The following is a 16,001-nucleotide window of genomic DNA, read 5'->3' as shown; positions in this document are numbered from 1 at the left end:
GGCCGCGCCCGGACGCAGCGCCCGGGTCGTGGTGCCCCGGGGCCGGTCGACCGGCCCGCCGCCACGGGCGGACCGGTCACCGGTGGTTCACCGCACGGCGCAGGTGGCCACCGTCGGGGGCCGGTCGTCGCCGGTGACCACCATGCCCCAACCGGTGGTCGCGCCGGGGCTCAGGTTCCCGTTGTAGGGGGCGTTGGTCGCGGTGACCTGCCGGCCGGACTGGCTGACCGTGGCGCTCCACGACGAGGCGACCTGCTGGGTTCCGGCGAAGGTCAGCGCGGTGGTCCAGCCGGTGATGGCGCTGACGCCGTTGTTGCGCACGGTCACCTCCGCCTGGAAGCCGCCCGACCACGAGCCGGTCACCCGGTAGGTGGCCGAGCAACCGGCCATCGGGGCCGGCGTGGGGGTCGCGGTGGGGGTAACCGGCGGCGTCACGGTGGGGGTGACCGGCGGCGTCACGGTGGGGGTCGCCGTGGGGGTGCCGGTCGGGGTCGGGGTCGGCCCGTCGGAGGTGGTGTAGTCGACCCGGGTGTACGCCGCCGAGCACGTCCCGCCACAGGAGGCGGGCAGGGCGAACCGGTAGACCCGACCGTTGTTGATCAACGCGCCGGCCGCGTCACGGACCCGGATCTGGAAGTCGGTGCCCCCGGCGGCGGTCGCCCCGATCACGTACGACTGTCCCATGTCGCTGTTCATCGTGGCGGCCGTCCACACCCCACCGGCCAGGTACTCCACCCCGTGGATGCCGTTGGCCAGGTGCGAGACGGCGATCGCCGGCCAGTACCGCTGGGCGCCCTTCATGAAGCCGATCCGGATGTCGCCCGTGTAGTCCGGGGCGGGCACGAACGACCAGGAGACGTGCCGGTTGTTCCAGTGGGTGGGGTTCATGTCCCCCACCGGCGTGCCGTTGCGCACGAAGCGGTTGAGCGAGGCGGTGGAGATGTCCAGGTGGTAGGGGTCGTCCCGGCACCAGGCGTTGCCGTCGCCGCAACTGTCCGCCACCACCATGGTCAGGGTCGCCCCGCTGTACGCGTCGGCGGTCCACGAGCCGTTGCGGCAGAACGGCTGGCCGGGTGCGCCGTCGTTGACGCCGGTGCAGTAGTCGCCGACGGTGACCCGGACGAACCGGCCACAGTTGAGGCCGTTGTTCCACAGCCCGATCGTCGCCGCCTGGCTGGCCGGGATCGGCCGCATTGGGTACGACGAGTAGTCGCCGGGCAGGTCGTAGGCGTTGAGCGCGACGAAGTCCGGCGCGTCCAGCTCCGCCTGGGGCAGGCCGCAGCCGCCGTACGGTGCGCCGAGGGCGTCGAAGTGGGTGGCGTTGCCGGTGACGGGGGTGGTCGGCTCGGGTACCGCGAGCGCCCCGGCGGGCAGCGGGACGACCAGCAGCAGTACGGCGGCGGCGGTCAGCGCCGCGAGCAGGCCGGCACGGTGACGCGAGGAAGTCATGAGGGGGTACGCCTTCCGGGCAGCAGGAAGCGGGGACATAGGTCTTCGGATGCCCTTCCACGCCCGGCGTACCGCCCACCCATGCCACCACCGGCACCGACCACTGTCAACGTCCACGATGGACGTGGCCCGGTCCGTGGCCGTGGCCGTGGCCCGGTCCGTGGCCCGGCCCGTGGCCGTCGACGGGAACGGGGTGGTCGGTGACGCGACCGCCGTAACCCCTGTGGCCGGGGCGTCCGGCCCGGTAGATTGAGGTATGGTGCCCGCCCCCGGGGGTCGGGTGGCGGAGCCGGTCTACCGCCCCATCCTCACCAGCAGACGCGGTGAGCTGGATGCGCTGGGTCATCTGGACAGCGCCCACGCTCCCCTGGTCGTCCCGGTCCTCGACGTGTCCCCGGCCGACACCGGCCTGCCCCAGGTGCTGCGCCGGCTGCCCGTCGGGCTGGTGCCGGCCGTCGACGTGTGCGCACTGCCCGACGGGCCGGGCGGCGAGCTGGCCCGCTGGGGCGTACCCGTGCAACCGGTGATCGGGTTGACGTGTGGCGACGGGCGGCTGGCCGCACACGGCGCGGCGTGCCGGGCGTACGCCCGGGGGGCGGTGGTCCGGCTGCGGCCCGGCCGGGACCGCACCGGCCCGGACGCCACGACGGCGGCGGTGGAGCGGGTGTGGCGGCGCACCGGGCTGGTCCCGGAGCAGTGCGACCTGCTGGTCGACACCGCTGACGTCTGCTGCCCGGCCGACCTGCGCGTCGCCGAGCCCCGGGTGCGCCGGGTGGTGGACTGGGCCCGACGGCACGCCTGGCGCACGGTGACCGTGGCGGCCGGCGGGATGCCGCCGTCGCTGTCCCGGCTGCCCACCGACGAACCGGTCCGGGTGGACCGCTGGGACTGGCTGTTCTGGCGTCGGCTGGCCGACCTGGGCGTCGGATACGGCGACTACGGGGTGTCGCCCGCGCCGCCGGGCGGTGTGGAGCCGGGCGGCGTGGAACCGGGCGACCGGCTGCCCACCGTGCGGTACACCACCGAGGACGGCTGGTGGATCTACCGCTGGTCGCGGCGGGGTGGCCGGGGCGACGAACGGTTCGCCGACCTGTGCCGCACGCTGGTCACCGCCCCGCACTGGCCGGCCGGCGGGGCGGGCTTCTCCTGGGGCGACCACGAGCTGCTGCGCCGGGCCCGCCGGGTCACCGGCGCGGGCTCACCGGCGAACTGGACGGCGTGGAGCACGTCGCACCACCTGGCGCACGTGCTGGCGGCGCTGACCGGCCCGACCGACGGGCGTCGCGGCCCGCCGACGCCCGTCGAGGACCGTACCGGGTTCACCCGCCCGCACCGGGGCGCAGAGCACCGGCGGGGCCGGTGACCGGATCACTCCTGCTCGGTGAACCCGAACTGCACCACGCCCTCGTCGTCGACGGAGGCGTCCACCGAGCTGTCGTTGAGCAGTTCGGCGGCCTCGGCGTCGAGGAAGATGCGCGCCCCCTGCGTGTCGACCACCTGGTCGCCCTGCGCCGGCACCGGCACCAGCTCGATGGTGAGCGCGCCGGCCTCGGTGTCGGCGGCGATCCGCAGCCCACCGTCCTGGGCGACGTCCTGCTGGGCCGCGAGGTCACGGATCACGAGCACGGCGTTGTCGGTCATGGTGAGCATGATGGGACTCCTCGGGAGTTGTCGGGCGGAACGTGGCGCGACGACAGATGCGCGCCCCCTGCGGCGGGCCGGTGCCCGCCTGGCGGTTCCGGGAGCGCCGCCGCGCGGCCCTCTCCCCCACCGTGCCCCCTGACCAGGGGTTCGTCAAATAGAGCGGGGTCTGTCGGAGATCCCCGTTTCCGCTCCGTGCGGCCCCGCGGCTTTCTACCCTGAGCCCATGGACGCTGCCCGACGGTACGCCGCCGAGTTGATCGGCACCCTGCTGCTGGTCTTCGTCGGGGTGGGCACCGCCGTCTTCGCCCAACTCCAGGGCGGGGTGGTGAGCGTGGCGCTGGCCTTCGGGTTCGTCCTGGTGGGACTGGTGTACGCGATCGGCCCGCTCTCCGGCGCACACCTCAATCCCGCGGTGACGTTGGGGGTGCTGCTCTCCGGCAAGATCTCCGTGGTCGGCGCGGTGGCGTACTGGCTGGCGCAGTTCGTGGGGGCCACCGTGGCCGGCTTCGCCATCTGGGGGCTGGTCCGCTGGGGCGGCGTGGCGGACCAGACCGGGGTGTTGGGCACCAACGGTTACGGGGTGCACATCAACCAGGGCGGTACGGCGGTGCTGGAGGTCGTCCTGACGTTCCTGTTCGTGCTGGTGGTGCTGGTGGTGACGAGCCGGGTCGAGCACGCCGGCTTCGCCGGCCTGGCGATCGGCCTGGCGTTGGTGGCGGTGCTCCTGGTGGGGATCACCCTGGACGGCACCTCGATCAACCCGGCCCGGTCGTTCGGCCCGGCCGTGTTCGAGGGGGGCGCGGCGCTGCGCCAACTGTGGGTGTTCATCGTCTTCCCGCTGCTCGGCGGGGCGCTGGCCGCGCTGGCCGCACCGCTGCTGGTGAAGCCGAGCCGGCACTTCCGCGCCGAACCCGACGCGCCCGACCCGGCCGCGCCGGACCCGACCTGACCTCCGCCGGCCCGGGGCCACCCGCTGTGGAAGAAAATCTACGGCATCGAGGCTTGCCCGACGGAAATCTTCGTGACAGCGTCGTCGCATGCATCGTCGTCTCTTCCCCAGGACGCTGGCGCTGGTGGCGCTGGTCGCCACCGTGGCCGCCGCCGGTGCGCTGCCGGCGACCGCCGAGTCACCCACCCCGGCGGCCACCCGGCTGCACGCCACCATCGACGCCGTCCTCGCCGACCCCCGGCTCGCCGGGGCGCAGGCCGGGGTGGTCGTGGTGGACACCGCCACCGGCCGGACCCTCTACGACCGCAACGGCGACCGCCGCCTGGTGCCCGCCTCCAACACCAAGCTGTTGACCTCGACGGCGGCCCTGGCGCTGCTCGGCCCCGGGCACCGGTTCGGCACCGACGTGCTCACCGACGGCCGCCGCCGGGCCGGCCTGGTCTCCGGCAACCTCTACCTGCGCGGCGGCGGCGACCCGACGATGCTGGCCGCCGACTACGACGCGCTGGCCGCCCAGGTCGCCGGAAGCGGGGTACGGATGGTGACCGGCAACCTGGTCGCCGACGACACCCGCTACGACGCCACCCGGCTCGGCCCGGAGTGGGCCTGGGACGACGAGTCGTACTACTACGCGGCGCAGGTCTCCGCGCTGACCCTCGCCCCGGACACCGACTACGACGCGGGCACGGTGATCGTGCGGGCCGCCCCGGCGGGGAGGGCCGGGGCGCCGCCGGTGGTCACCATGACCCCACCCAACGGCTACCTGCGGATCGACAACCGGGCCGAGACGGTGGCCGACGGCGAGACGACGCTGTCGTTCGAGCGGACGCACGGCGGCAACACCATCGTGGTCACCGGTCGGATCGCGGCCGGCGCGGCGGCGGTCAGCGACTGGATGACCGTCGGGGAGCCCACCGGCTACGCCGCCGACGTCTTCCGGGACGCGCTGCGCCGCCACGGGGTACGGGTGCTCGGGCGCACGGTGCCCGGCCGGGCCACCCCGGCCGACGCCACCCCGGTGGCCCGGCACGACTCGATGACCCTGGCCGAGCTGCTGGTGCCCTTCCTGAAGCTGTCCAACAACGGGCACGCCGAGGTGCTGACCAAGGAGATCGGCCGGGTCGTCTCCGGGTCGGGAAGCTGGCCGGTCGGGCTGGCCGCGATCAGCGAGTACGTCGCCGACACCGGGGTGGACACCGGGGTCCTGCGGCAACTCGACGGCTCGGGGCTGTCCCGACGCAACCTGATCCCGGCCGGCGAGTTCGTCGCGCTGCTCGCCGCCGTCCGCCGGGAACCCTGGTTCGACACCTGGTACGCGGCCCTGCCGATCGCCGGCAACCCGGACCGCCTCGTCGGTGGCACCCTGCGCAGCCGGATGCGCGACACCCCGGCGGCGGACAACGTGCACGCCAAGACCGGCAGCCTGACCGGGGTGTCCGGCCTCTCCGGCTACGCCACCGACGCCGACGGGCGACTGCTCGCCTTCTCGGTGGTGTTCAACAACCACCTGACCTCGTCGGTCAAGGGGTTGGAGGACCAGATCGCCATCGCCCTGGCCAGCTACCGCGAGAGCGACGGCGGGTCGGCGCGGGCCACCCCGCCGGCGGCCCCGGAGGCTCCCCGGGTGCCCGAGGGGCGGGAGTGTTCCTGGGTCAAGCCGATCGTCTGCTGAGCGGCCCGGCCCGGCTCAGCGCCGCTGCAGCACCACCACCGGGATCTCCCGCTCGGTCTTGCTCTGGTACTCCTCGTAGGCGGGCCAGATGGCGGTCATCGTCGGCCACATCCGGGCCCGCTCGGCCGGCTCGGCGGTGCGCGCCCGCACCCCGAACGTCTCCGGGCCAACCTGCACCCGGGCCTCGGGGTCGGCGAGCAGGTTGAGGTACCAGGAGGGGTGTTGGGGCGCACCGCCCTGGGAGGCGACGACCAGGTAGTCGTCGCCGTCCCGGCCGTAGATCAGGGCGGTGCGGCGCAGTTTGCCGCTGCGTCGTCCCCGGGTGGTCAGCAGCAGGGTGAACACGCCCGGCTGCCACTCGTGCCCCTCCGCGCCGCCGGTGGCGACATACCGGCGGATGTGGTCGGCGACCCAGCCCTCGGGGCTGTCCAGCACCTGTTCGTCGGTCGGCATCGGCATCTCCGGTGGCTCGTGGGCATCGACCCGGACACGCTAACCCGACACGACGCCCGGGACCGGGTGAACGACTCAGCGCACCGCCGCCGCCTGGAGGTTCACGTTGCCGCAGCTGTTGCGGAAGGTGCCCTCGACGGTCCAGCGGATCAGCAGCTTCTCGCCGCGGGGCACCCGGAACTTGATCACGAACTGGGCGGTGTGCGTGGTGTGCGGGTCCTCCAGCCGCAGCGTGCGGGTCGACCCGCCGGTGGACAGCCGCACGTCCAGCCGCCCCTGGGCCATCCAGATGCCGGCGAACAGGTGCACCGTACGCGGTTCGCCGTCGCCGGCCACGGACAGCGCGAACCCGTTGCCCGCGCCGCAGACGAACACCCCGGTGGCGGTGGCGGGGACGGCCGGCACCGGGGCCCCGTCACGCCACCCGAACAGCTCGGGGTTCGTGTCGTACCGGTCGCGGGCACCCCGGCCGCCCTCGTCCCGGATCTCGCCGGTGCCGCCGCCCTTACGGACCACGGTCTCCGGCCGGTTGAGCCCCCAGTGCACCCAGTCCCGGGTGCCCAGCGCGGTCAGGTCCACCTCGGCCGGCACATCGGCCCGGGAGACGCTCAGCGTCGGTGCGGCCGGCGACGAGGACGCCACCGGGGTGACCGTCGGTGTCGGCGGCGCGCTCGGCGGCGGCGGGGTGCGTTCCCGGGGCTGCAGGCCGGGTGCGACGACGCCGGCCTCGGCCGACACGCCCACCCCCGTCGCCCCGGTCGGATAACCGGCCGGGGTGGGGGCACCGGCCGGCAGCACCAGGTCGGGCTCCGACGGGTCCGGGTCCGGACCCAGATAGGTCACCAGCACCGCCAGGCAGGCCAGGCCGGCCACCGAACCGATCGCCCAGCGGCGGCGTTGCCGACGACGGGCCTCCCGCCGCTGCGCGCTGCGCGTCGTCGGGCCCGGCCCGATCCGCCAGGTCTCTTGGTCGTTCACGCGTGTCCCACTCCCCAGCCCGACGCCCGCGACCGGTCGGGGAGGGGGTTCGGTCGCGGCGTGAGCGTTCTCACGTTTTCATTTCAAGGCCGTGATGCGCCATATGCCAGCGGGAGGGCGTTTCCAGTTTGTTACCAAGTGATCCCGATGGAAAGTTTCCTACTCATTGGAAAACCGCAGCTCAGGGCCGAAATGACGAAGAGATCGACAGATGGCGCTCCGGTCAGCGGATCTCGAAACCCAACGCCTGCGCCAGCACCATCGCCTGCTGCGGGTCGATCACCGCCCCGACCCGCTCGACCGCCGTCGGATCGAGCGCGGTCAGGTCACTGCCCCGCAGGTCGGCCCGGGTGAACCGCGCCCCGCGCAGCTGGGCGGCCGAAAGGTCCACCCGGGCCAGGGTCGCGCCGGTCAGGTCCGCCCCGGACAGGTCGGCCTCCCGCATCCGTACGTCGCTGAACTGCGCGCCGCGCAGGTCGGCGCCGGGCAACCCGACGAACGACCAGTCCCCGCCCGAGACCCGCAGCGGACGCAGCGCGCATTCCTCGAACGTGCTGCCGACCAGCTTGCAACCGGTGAACTCGGCCTCGAACAGGTTGCACCGGCGAAACCCGCAGCGGACGAAGGCCGAGTCGGTGTGCCGGGAGGCGTTGAACGACACCCCGCCGAAGTCGCACCCGGTGAACGAGGCGCCCCGGCTGACCGCCTCGGTCAGGTCGACGTCGGTGAAGACGCAACGCACGAAGTGCCTGTCGGTCAGCTCCTCGGCGTACCAGTCGGTGTGGCGGAACGTCTCGTCCTCGATGGTCTGCGGCACCGCCCCACCCTAGGTGCGAGCACCGACACCGCCGCCGCACCTTCCGTCCGGCGCGTACCGGCTAGTAGGTTCGGCGGGTGAGCGTGGCACCCAGCAGCGACCCGGCCCGTACCGGCTTCGACCCGGCCCGACTGGCCCGCATCGACGAACACTTCGGCCGGTACGTCGACGACGGCCGGCTGGCCGGCTGGCAGGTCGTGGTCACCCGCCGCGGCGAGATCGCGCACTCCTCGGTGTACGGGCTGCGCGACGTGGAGGCCGGCACCCCGGTCGAGCCGGACACCATCTGGCGGATCTACTCGATGACGAAGCCGATCACCTCGGTCGCGGCGATGATGCTGTGGGAGCAGGGCCGCTTCGAGCTGACCGACCCGATCAGCCGCTGGCTGCCCGAGTTCGCCGACGTCCGGGTCTTCGACAAGGGGTCGGCGCTCAAGCCGTACACGGTGCCGGCGGTCGAGCCGATCCGGGTGTGGCACCTGCTCACCCACACCGCCGGGCTGACCTACGGGTTCGCGCAGACCTCGGTGGTCGACGCGCTCTACCGGGCGGCCGGCTACGATCTCGGCGTCCCGCCGGGGCTCGACCTGGCCGGGGCCAGCGCCGGGATGGCGAAGCTGCCGCTGCTGTTCCAGCCCGGCACCGGCTGGAACTACGGGGTCTCCACCGACGTGCTGGGCCGGCTGATCGAGGTGGTCTCCGGGCAGAGCCTGGACGACTTCCTCACCGAACGGATCCTCAGCCCACTGGGCATGACCGACACCCGGTTCTGGGTCGACCCGGCCGACGCCAAACGGCTCGCCGCCCTCTACACCCCGCACCCGGGCACCGGCCGGGCCGTCCGCGCCGACCAGCTCGGTGCTGCCGCGCTGACCCGCCCGCGGTGCTTCTCCGGCGGGGGCGGGCTGGTCTCCACCGCCGCCGACTACCACCGGTTCACCCAACTGCTGCTGCGCGGCGGCGAACTGGACGGCGTACGACTGCTCGGGCCCCGTACGGTGCGCTACATGACCCGTAACCACCTGCCCGGCGGCGGCGACCTGGCGTCGCTGCAGCCACAGGGGTTCGCCGAGACGGTGCTGGACGGCATCGGCTTCGGCCTGGGCTTCGCCGTGGTGCAGGACCCGGTGCCGGCCAAGGTGCCGAGCAGCGTCGGCGAGTACTACTGGGGCGGGCTGGCCAGCACCGCGTTCTGGGTCGACCCGGCCGAGGAGATCACCGCCCTGCTGTTCACCCAGCTGATGCCGTCGAGCACCTACCCGCTGCGCTCCCAGCTCCGCCAGCTCGTCTACGCCGCCCTCGTCGGCTGAGCCGCATCCGGGGCAGGGCCGTTCCCGGGACGCGCGGTGCCCCGCTGCCTAGCCTGGACGGCATGGGCAACGTGGTGGTGTACGGCGCCGGGGGCACCGCAGGCTCACGGATCGTCGCGGAGGCGGCCGGCCGGGGACACCGGGTCACCGCGGCGGTCCGCCGTCCGGAGGCGGTCACCTGGCTGCCGGCCGGGGTACGCGTGGTGACCGGGGACGTGACCTCGGCGCGCAGCGTCGCCGAGTTGGCCCCGGAGGCCGACGTGGTCGTGGTGGCGGTCGGCGGCGGTGAGCGGGCGCTGTGGCGTACCGCGGCGGAGAACCTGGTCACCGTCCTGCGGGACCTGCCCGTCCCGCCCCGGGTGATCCATGTCGGCGGCGGGGCGACCCTGCTGACGGCGCGGGACACCCCGTTCCTCGACGAGCCGGACTTCCCCGACGGATACCGGGACGCGGCGCTCGGGCAGGCCGACGCCCTGGCCCTGTACCGTTCCTCGGCCGACGGGGTGACCTGGACGTACGTTTCGCCGCCGCCGGTGGAGTTCCACCCGGGCGAGCGGACCGGCCGGTACCGCACCGGCACCGAGCACCCGGTCACCGACGGGCAGGGCCGCTCGGTGCTCAGCTACGAGGACCTGGCGGTGGCGATCGTGGACGAGATCGAGGAGCCCCGCTTCGAGAACATGCGCTTCACGGCGGCGTACTGACCCGTACGACGACGGCCGGCGCGGCGGCCTGCGTCGTACCGGAGAGCGTCAGTCGGCGAGGCGGGCCGGGAAGCCGCCGGTGGCGATCGGGCCCCAGCCCTCGACGGTGATCCGGATCAGCGACTTGCCCTGCGCCACCATGGCCGCCCGGTACTCGTCCCAGTCCGGATGCTCGCCGGCGATGCTGCGGAAGTACTCCACCAGCGGGTCCAGCGCCTCGGGCAGGTCGAGCACCTCGGCCACGCCGTCGACCTGCACCCACGGGCCGTCCCAGTCGTCGGAGAGCACGCAGGCGGAGACCCGGGGGTCACGGCGGATGTTGGCGACCTTGGCCCGTTGCGGGTAGGTGGAGATCACCAGGCGTCCGGCGGCGTCCACGCCGCAGGCGACCGGGGAGGACTGCGGCCGGCCGTCGGCGCGGGTGGTCATCAGCAGGACCCGGTGCCGGGGCCGGACGAAGTCGAGCAGGGCGTCCCGGTCGACCCGGGTGTTGGTTGCGACGCTGCGTGCCATCCCCCGGTTCTACCAGGCCCGGCGGGCGTCAGCCGGACCGGCCGCCGACCCGGCCCGGCTGGGCGGGGACCCGGGGCCGGGCGGTGGGCCGCCAGGCGCGGCCGTTGGCGTAGATCACCCGGAAGCCGAGGTACGCCGCGAGCGGCGCCCAGTGCGCCGAACCCATCCGCAGCTCGGCGGCGTTGTGCCGCTGGCCGTTGGCGAGCACGTCGAGCAGCACCGTCTCGAAGGCGGCCGACTCGACCCAGTCGACCTCACGGGTGAAGCCGCAGATCAGGGCCGCGCCGGTGACGTCGAGGAAGTCGCGCAGGGTGGCGTCGGAGGCGCGCAGGACGGAGCAGCTGCCGAAGTAGAGCCGCCGGCCCTCGCCCCGGCCGGCCATCCGCTCGGCGACGTCGGACAGCTCGACGGAGTCCCAGTCGGTGAGGCAGAGCCGGCTGGGCTCACCGTGCATGGCGAAGAAGCCGACCCGGTGGTCGGCGTACTGCTTGAGCAGCCACCGGTCGAGGAAGTAGAACAGCTCGTCACGGGTGGCGGCGTCCTTGTGGATGTAGCGGATGCGGCCGAGCCGTTCGAGCAGGTCGAGGGTGGGCAGCACGGACCCGCGCTCGTTGAGGTCGCGGTGCCACTGCCCCTCGACACAGAAGACCCCGCCCCGCGCCACCGCGTCACCTCCCCGTCCCCGCCGGGCCACGTTACCGGGTCCGGGTGACGGACCGACGTCACCCTCGGTGCCCCACTGATCCGTTTCGGGGCACTTCACCGGTGTCGGAATTCCCGTCCCTCCCGTCACCCGCTGACACCCTGTGCCCGAATTGCCATTCACCCCCATTCACAGGCAATACCCAGCTATCACCGACTACGAGGACGATTCCCCTTTATTGCCGCGAATCGGCCAGGTAGCTGTCAGGGTGGAAGTTGCAGGACGTCCCGCGCGATGGCCTGTTCACCACCCCATTCACTTCCAATCGGGAGGACTTCTGTGCGCCAGAAAACTCTGAAGCGGGCACTCGTCGCGTTCGCCCTGGCTCTGCCGGGAGCCGCGATCGCCACGGTGGCCGCCGCGCCAGCGGCCCACGCCGACGGCTGCTACACCTGGAAACGCGACCTCTACCAGGGGCGCTCCGGAGACGACGTCCGCCAGTTGCAGATCCGGGTCGCCGGCTGGGCGGCCCGAGGGGCAATCGTCCGGATCGACGGCGACTTCGGTCCCGAGACCGCCGCCGCGGTCAAGCGCTTCCAGACCGCGTACGGGCTGCGCAGCGACGGCATCGCCGGCAAGCAGACCTTCAGCAAGCTCTACCAGTTGCAGGACAACGACTGCACGCCGGCGCACTTCAGCTACCGGGAGCTGGACGGCGGCTGCGGCAAGGGCGGCTGGAGCGGCGGTCCGCTCTCCGCCACCGAGACCAAGGCCAACGCGGTACACACCATGTGGAAACTGGAGGCGCTGCGGCGTGGCCTGGGTGACAAGCCGCTCTACGTCACCAGCGGCTTCCGCGACGAAAGCTGCAACAAGCAGGTCGGTGGGGCGTCGAACAGCCAACACCTCTACGGCAACGCCGCCGACGTGACCTCGCAGAGCAGGTCGCTCTGCGAGATCTCCCGCGCCTCCCGCGACCACGGGTTCAGCGGCATCTACGGCCCCGGCTACCCGGGGCACGACGACCACGTCCACGTGGACTCCCGACGGGAGAACAACCGGGACAACCTGACGAACCGCACCAGCTGGGCGGCCCCGGACTGCGGCGTCAGCCGCTGACCGACGCCACGGCCGACGCCGGCCCGGCCCCACGGGATCACCAGGGCCGGGCCGGCGTCGGGGCACCGGGGCCGGGCGCTCAGCTCGCCCGGGGCCAGCGCGGCGCGGCAGCCGGGGGCGTCCCCGGCCGGCCGGGGACGCCGGAGCGCACGCCCGGCCGCATCCCCGCCGCAGCGGGCCGCGCCGCAGGCACACCGGGCCGACCGACCTGGCCACGGGCCGGGTAGCCGGCCGCCGGGGCGGTCCGCGCCGGGGCCGCGCCCGGCCGGGGTGTGGTGTAGGTGAACGGGAAGGGCACGTGCACGAACGGGTTGCCGTGCCGGATCAGCGCGTCGATCTGACGCTCGTTCAACCCGTGGTTCTCCAGCACCCGCCGCCCCCAACGGTGCAGCCGGCACGGGTACGACGCCCCGTCGTTGCGGCACAGCGGGCCGTTGGGCCACTCCTCGGCGGCGTGCACCACGACCGCTCGCACCGCGAGCCGGACGTCCTCGGGTGTCAACGAGGCGGGCACCGGCACCTCGCCCAGAACCTGATCGATGGGGTCCGTCGACTGCTCACCAACTCGCACGGCAGGCCTCCCGCAACTCGGCAGCGACTGCGGCTGAATCGCCACAACGCATCCTCGCGCAGTGGTACGGGCGGTGACCGGCGGCGGTTCAATCCCCCCACGCGGTGAGCAGATCCTCCGGCGTCGAAGCCGAATGCTGCAGATCGTCAGACCAGGCCCGCGTCGTGGACCAGCAGCGCCACCTGGACCCGGTTGTTCAACGCCAGCTTGGTCAACAGCCGGGACACGTACGCCTTCACCGTCGCCACGCTCATGAACAGCTCCGCCGAGATCTCCGCGTTGGTCCGGCCGTGACCGAGGGCCACCGCGACCTCGTGCTCCCGCTCGGTGAGCCCGGCCAGCAGTCGCAGCGCCCGGTCCCGACGCTGGTCCGGACCCGGCGTGGGCCCCACGGTCAGGTGGCTGATCAACTGCCTGGTCACCGTCGGCGACAGGGTGGCCTCACCGGCGGCCACCCGCAGCACCGCCCGGACGATCTCGGCGGGCGGGGTGTCCTTGAGCAGGAACCCACCTGCCCCGGCCCGCAACGCCCGCAGCACCTGCTCGTCGGCGTCGAAGGTGGTCAGCACCAGCACCTCCGGCGGGTCCGGCAGCGCCCGTAGCGCCTCGGTGGCGGCCAACCCGTCGACCCGGGGCATCCGGATGTCCATGAGCACCACGTCGGGCGTGCACCGGGCGACGGCGGCGGGCACCTCGTCGCCGTCGGCGGCCTCGCCCACCACCCGCACCTGCGGCACACCCCCGAGGATCATCGACAGCCCGGCGCGGACCAGCGGGTCGTCGTCGACGATCAACACCCGCACCGGGGCGGTATCGCCGTCCGTCGTCACCGCGCACCGCCTCGCCGCCGGACGGGCCGGCTACTCATGCCGGCCGGGCGGCTCGCACCAGCCGGACTGCTCATGCCGGCCACGGCAGCCGGGCCGCCAGCCGGAAGTCGCCGGTCGCCCCGTCCCGGCCGTGGGTCAGCCGGCCACCGGCCAGGGTGACCCGCTCGGCGATGCCGACCAGCCCGGTGCCGGCGCCCGGCAGGGCCGGCACGGAGGTGCCCACCGGCCAGGGGTTGCGGATCTCCACCGCCAGCTCCCGTCCCGGGCCGCCGGCCAGCCGGACGCCGACCGTCGTGTCGGGCGCGTGCTTGCGCGCGTTGGTCAGCCCCTCCTGCACGATCCGGTACGCGCTGCGTCCCACCGCCGTCGGCACCCGCGTCGGGTCGGCGACCTCGTCGACCAGGGTGACCCGGACCCCGGCGGCCCGGGACTCGGCGACCAGCGCCGGCACGTCGGCGAGGGTGGGCTGGGGGCGTTCCGGTGCGGCGTCGCCGTCGGCGGTGTCGGCCCGGAGCACCCCGATCACCTCGCGCAGGTCCTGCAGGGCGGCGTGCGCGCTGCCCCGGATCACCCCGGCCGCCCGCGCCACCTCATGAGGCGGCGCGTCCGGGCGGAACTCCAACGCCCCGGCATGCAGGCTGAGCAGCGAGATCCGGTGCGCCAGCACGTCGTGCATCTCCCGGGCGATCCGGGTGCGTTCCAACTGGCGGGCCTGTTCGACGCGGAGCTGCTGCTCGGACTCGGCCCGGTGGGCCCGGTCCCGCAGCGACAGCACCAGCTGCCGGCGGGCCCGGACGAACAACGCCCAGGCCACCACGATCCCGACGAACATCATCGTCCAGGCCACCGTCGCCCAGTAGGGCAGGGACGGGTCGGGGCGCACGACGGTGTAGAGCGGGATGACCGCCAGGTGGAAGCCGACCAGCGCCGCGCCGATCGGCAGCGGCCGGTGGACCAGCACGGTGAAGACCACGACCAGCATCGCCACCCCGGCGGTCACCGAGAACAGCGCCAGCGGCAGCCCGGCCACGGCCAGCCCGACCGGCCAGCGCCGGCGCAGCCACAGCGCCGAGCAGTAGGCCAGGCCCGCCGCGAGGTCCACCCCGATCAGCCAGGACGGGCCGGCGTTGTGGGAGAACTGCGGCTTGCTCGACATCGCGTCGGCGAACGCCAGCAGCGCCCAGCCGACGGCGAGCAGGAAGGCCACCGTGTCGACCAGCCAGTCCCGGGGCGTCCGTCGGGGCGTCCTGGCCTCGGGCGTCAGCGCCCCCGGCAGCAGCCAGGGGTGATCGGGTACGACGGCAGCACTCACCCACCCATGCTAGAAAGCCGAACGGCGCCCCGGACACCAACCAAAGTCGAGGTCTGCGGGTAGACCGAGGTAGGGGCGGCTCTCGACGGTCGGCCGCAGCGCCCGGCCGGGTGGCTCAGACAGGCTCGACGGCATGATCGCAGTCGACCACCTCACCAAACGGTACGGCCCGCACCCGGCCGTCGACGACGTCTCGTTCCGCTGCGAAGCGGGCACGGTGACCGGTTTCCTCGGCCCGAACGGGGCGGGCAAGTCCACCACCATGCGGATGCTGTGCGGGCTGACCCGCCCGACCTCCGGCACCGCCACCGTCAACGGTCAGCCCTACCGCGAGCTGCCCAACCCGGGCCGCGAGGTGGGCGTGCTGCTGGACGCCTCCGCGCAGCACGTCGGGCGCAGCGGGCGGGAGACGTTGTACCTGGCCGCCCGGACCATGGGCGTGGACGCCGACCGGGTGCCCGCCGTGCTCGACCGGGTGGGCCTGAACCCGGTGGCGGCGAAGCGGCGGGTCGGGGCGTACTCGCTGGGGATGCGGCAGCGGCTCGGCCTGGCGCTGGCGCTGCTGGGCGAGCCCCGGGTGCTGGTCCTCGACGAACCGGCCAACGGCCTGGACCCGGAGGGGATCTTCTGGATGCGCGGCCTGCTGCGCGACTTCGCCGACCGGGGCGGCACCGTGCTGCTCTCCTCCCATCTGCTGCGGGAGGTGGAGGCGGTCGCCGACCGGCTGGTGGTGATCGGCGGCGGTCGGGTCGTCGCCCAGGGCGGCAAGGACGAACTGCTGGCCGGGGCCGGCACCCTGGTCCGGGCCCGCGACCCGCACGCCCTGCGGCTCACCCTCGACCGGGCCGGGCTGGACGCCACCGCCGGCGCCGACGGCGGGTGCGTGGTCCGCGCCGAACCCGACGCCGTCGGGCAGGCCGCCGCCGACGCCGGACTGGTCCTGACCGAGCTGCGGCCGGCCGGCGGCGGTGGCCTGGAACAGCTCTTCCTCACCCTGACCGCCGGCGCGAGCACCAAGGAGGCCGTGCAGTGACCAC

At 73.8% G+C, this 16,001-nt stretch carries 16 protein-coding genes and 1 pseudogene; 7 read left to right on the top strand and 10 right to left on the bottom strand.

What is annotated here, in order from left to right; translation table 11 throughout:
• Positions 1-87: 87 nt before the first annotated feature.
• The gene (locus ACN268_RS27590; RefSeq protein WP_421485872.1) at positions 88-1,449 is read right to left on the bottom strand and encodes a cellulose binding domain-containing protein; all 1,362 of its coding nucleotides are present in this window, start codon (positions 1,447-1,449) and stop codon (positions 88-90) included.
• A 256-nt stretch (positions 1,450-1,705) separates the two neighbouring features.
• On the opposite strand from ACN268_RS27590, the gene ACN268_RS27585 reads away from it, so the two are divergent.
• The gene (locus ACN268_RS27585) at positions 1,706-2,812 is read left to right on the top strand and encodes a beta family protein (protein ID WP_421485871.1); all 1,107 of its coding nucleotides are present in this window, start codon (positions 1,706-1,708) and stop codon (positions 2,810-2,812) included.
• 5 nt (positions 2,813-2,817) lie between these two features.
• Here ACN268_RS27585 and ACN268_RS27580 read toward each other — a convergent pair whose 3' ends face one another.
• Positions 2,818-3,099, bottom strand: a complete 282-nt coding sequence (locus ACN268_RS27580) for an adhesin (protein ID WP_363792238.1) — start codon at positions 3,097-3,099, stop codon at positions 2,818-2,820.
• A gap of 217 nt (positions 3,100-3,316) precedes the next feature.
• Here ACN268_RS27580 and ACN268_RS27575 point away from each other — a divergent pair, with 217 nt between their 5' ends.
• Together ACN268_RS27575 and dacB are read left to right on the top strand one after the other, a co-directional pair.
• Positions 3,317-4,042 carry an MIP/aquaporin family protein gene (locus tag ACN268_RS27575; RefSeq protein ID WP_363652846.1) on the top strand — a complete coding sequence of 242 codons (726 nt, stop codon included), beginning with the start codon at positions 3,317-3,319 and terminating at the stop codon, positions 4,040-4,042.
• Between the two features lie 88 nt (positions 4,043-4,130).
• A complete protein-coding gene (gene dacB / locus ACN268_RS27570; RefSeq protein ID WP_421485869.1) occupies positions 4,131-5,714 on the top strand; it encodes a D-alanyl-D-alanine carboxypeptidase/D-alanyl-D-alanine endopeptidase in 1,584 nt (527 codons plus the stop codon).
• A 15-nt stretch (positions 5,715-5,729) separates the two neighbouring features.
• On the opposite strand, the gene ACN268_RS27565 is transcribed toward dacB, so the two are convergent.
• From ACN268_RS27565 to ACN268_RS27555, 3 genes are all read right to left on the bottom strand, one after another.
• Entirely contained in the window at positions 5,730-6,167 is a 438-nt protein-coding gene (locus tag ACN268_RS27565; protein WP_363652842.1) for a nitroreductase family deazaflavin-dependent oxidoreductase, read from the bottom strand.
• 75 nt (positions 6,168-6,242) lie between these two features.
• Positions 6,243-7,145: a hypothetical protein gene (locus ACN268_RS27560; RefSeq protein WP_421485867.1), complete on the bottom strand. Its 903-nt coding sequence runs from the start codon at positions 7,143-7,145 to the stop codon at positions 6,243-6,245.
• A 223-nt stretch (positions 7,146-7,368) separates the two neighbouring features.
• On the bottom strand, positions 7,369-7,962 hold the full coding sequence (locus ACN268_RS27555; protein ID WP_421485865.1) for a pentapeptide repeat-containing protein: 594 nt from the start codon (positions 7,960-7,962) through the stop codon (positions 7,369-7,371).
• Positions 7,963-8,039: 77 nt separating this feature from the next.
• Between ACN268_RS27555 and ACN268_RS27550 the strand changes: the two genes are divergently transcribed.
• Positions 8,040-9,272, top strand: a complete 1,233-nt coding sequence (locus ACN268_RS27550; RefSeq protein WP_421485863.1) for a serine hydrolase domain-containing protein — start codon at positions 8,040-8,042, stop codon at positions 9,270-9,272.
• A 62-nt stretch (positions 9,273-9,334) separates the two neighbouring features.
• Positions 9,335-9,976, top strand: coding sequence for an NAD(P)-dependent oxidoreductase (locus ACN268_RS27545; protein WP_421485861.1), 642 nt, complete (start codon positions 9,335-9,337; stop codon positions 9,974-9,976).
• A 48-nt stretch (positions 9,977-10,024) separates the two neighbouring features.
• On the opposite strand, the gene ACN268_RS27540 is transcribed toward ACN268_RS27545, so the two are convergent.
• Complete coding sequence (locus ACN268_RS27540) at positions 10,025-10,489, bottom strand: PPOX class F420-dependent oxidoreductase (protein WP_377681928.1); 465 nt, start codon at positions 10,487-10,489, stop codon at positions 10,025-10,027.
• Positions 10,490-10,517: 28 nt separating this feature from the next.
• Positions 10,518-11,153, bottom strand: a complete 636-nt coding sequence (locus ACN268_RS27535; protein ID WP_421485859.1) for a DUF6642 family protein — start codon at positions 11,151-11,153, stop codon at positions 10,518-10,520.
• A gap of 318 nt (positions 11,154-11,471) precedes the next feature.
• Here ACN268_RS27535 and ACN268_RS27530 point away from each other — a divergent pair, with 318 nt between their 5' ends.
• Positions 11,472-12,251 (top strand): D-Ala-D-Ala carboxypeptidase family metallohydrolase, encoded by a 780-nt coding sequence (locus ACN268_RS27530; RefSeq protein WP_204927241.1) that lies wholly within the window; start codon positions 11,472-11,474, stop codon positions 12,249-12,251.
• Between the two features lie 79 nt (positions 12,252-12,330).
• Here ACN268_RS27530 and ACN268_RS27525 read toward each other — a convergent pair whose 3' ends face one another.
• The 3 genes and pseudogenes from ACN268_RS27525 to ACN268_RS27515 all read right to left on the bottom strand — a co-directional run bounded on the left by ACN268_RS27525 (position 12,331) and on the right by ACN268_RS27515 (position 14,964).
• On the bottom strand, positions 12,331-12,822 hold the full coding sequence (locus tag ACN268_RS27525) for a hypothetical protein (RefSeq protein ID WP_421410091.1): 492 nt from the start codon (positions 12,820-12,822) through the stop codon (positions 12,331-12,333).
• Positions 12,823-12,968: 146 nt separating this feature from the next.
• A pseudogene (locus tag ACN268_RS27520) lies at positions 12,969-13,690 on the bottom strand (response regulator).
• A 32-nt stretch (positions 13,691-13,722) separates the two neighbouring features.
• Positions 13,723-14,964 carry a sensor histidine kinase gene (locus ACN268_RS27515; protein WP_421485857.1) on the bottom strand — a complete coding sequence of 414 codons (1,242 nt, stop codon included), beginning with the start codon at positions 14,962-14,964 and terminating at the stop codon, positions 13,723-13,725.
• Between the two features lie 133 nt (positions 14,965-15,097).
• Here ACN268_RS27515 and ACN268_RS27510 point away from each other — a divergent pair, with 133 nt between their 5' ends.
• Positions 15,098-15,997, top strand: coding sequence for an ABC transporter ATP-binding protein (locus ACN268_RS27510; protein ID WP_421485855.1), 900 nt, complete (start codon positions 15,098-15,100; stop codon positions 15,995-15,997).
• The last annotated feature ends 4 nt before the right edge of the window (positions 15,998-16,001 follow it).

It is taken from the genome of Micromonospora sp. WMMD735 (genome assembly GCF_049178995.1).
Lineage (GTDB): Bacteria > Actinomycetota > Actinomycetes > Mycobacteriales > Micromonosporaceae > Micromonospora > Micromonospora wenchangensis.
This window is presented reverse-complemented; position numbering and strand designations above follow the sequence as displayed.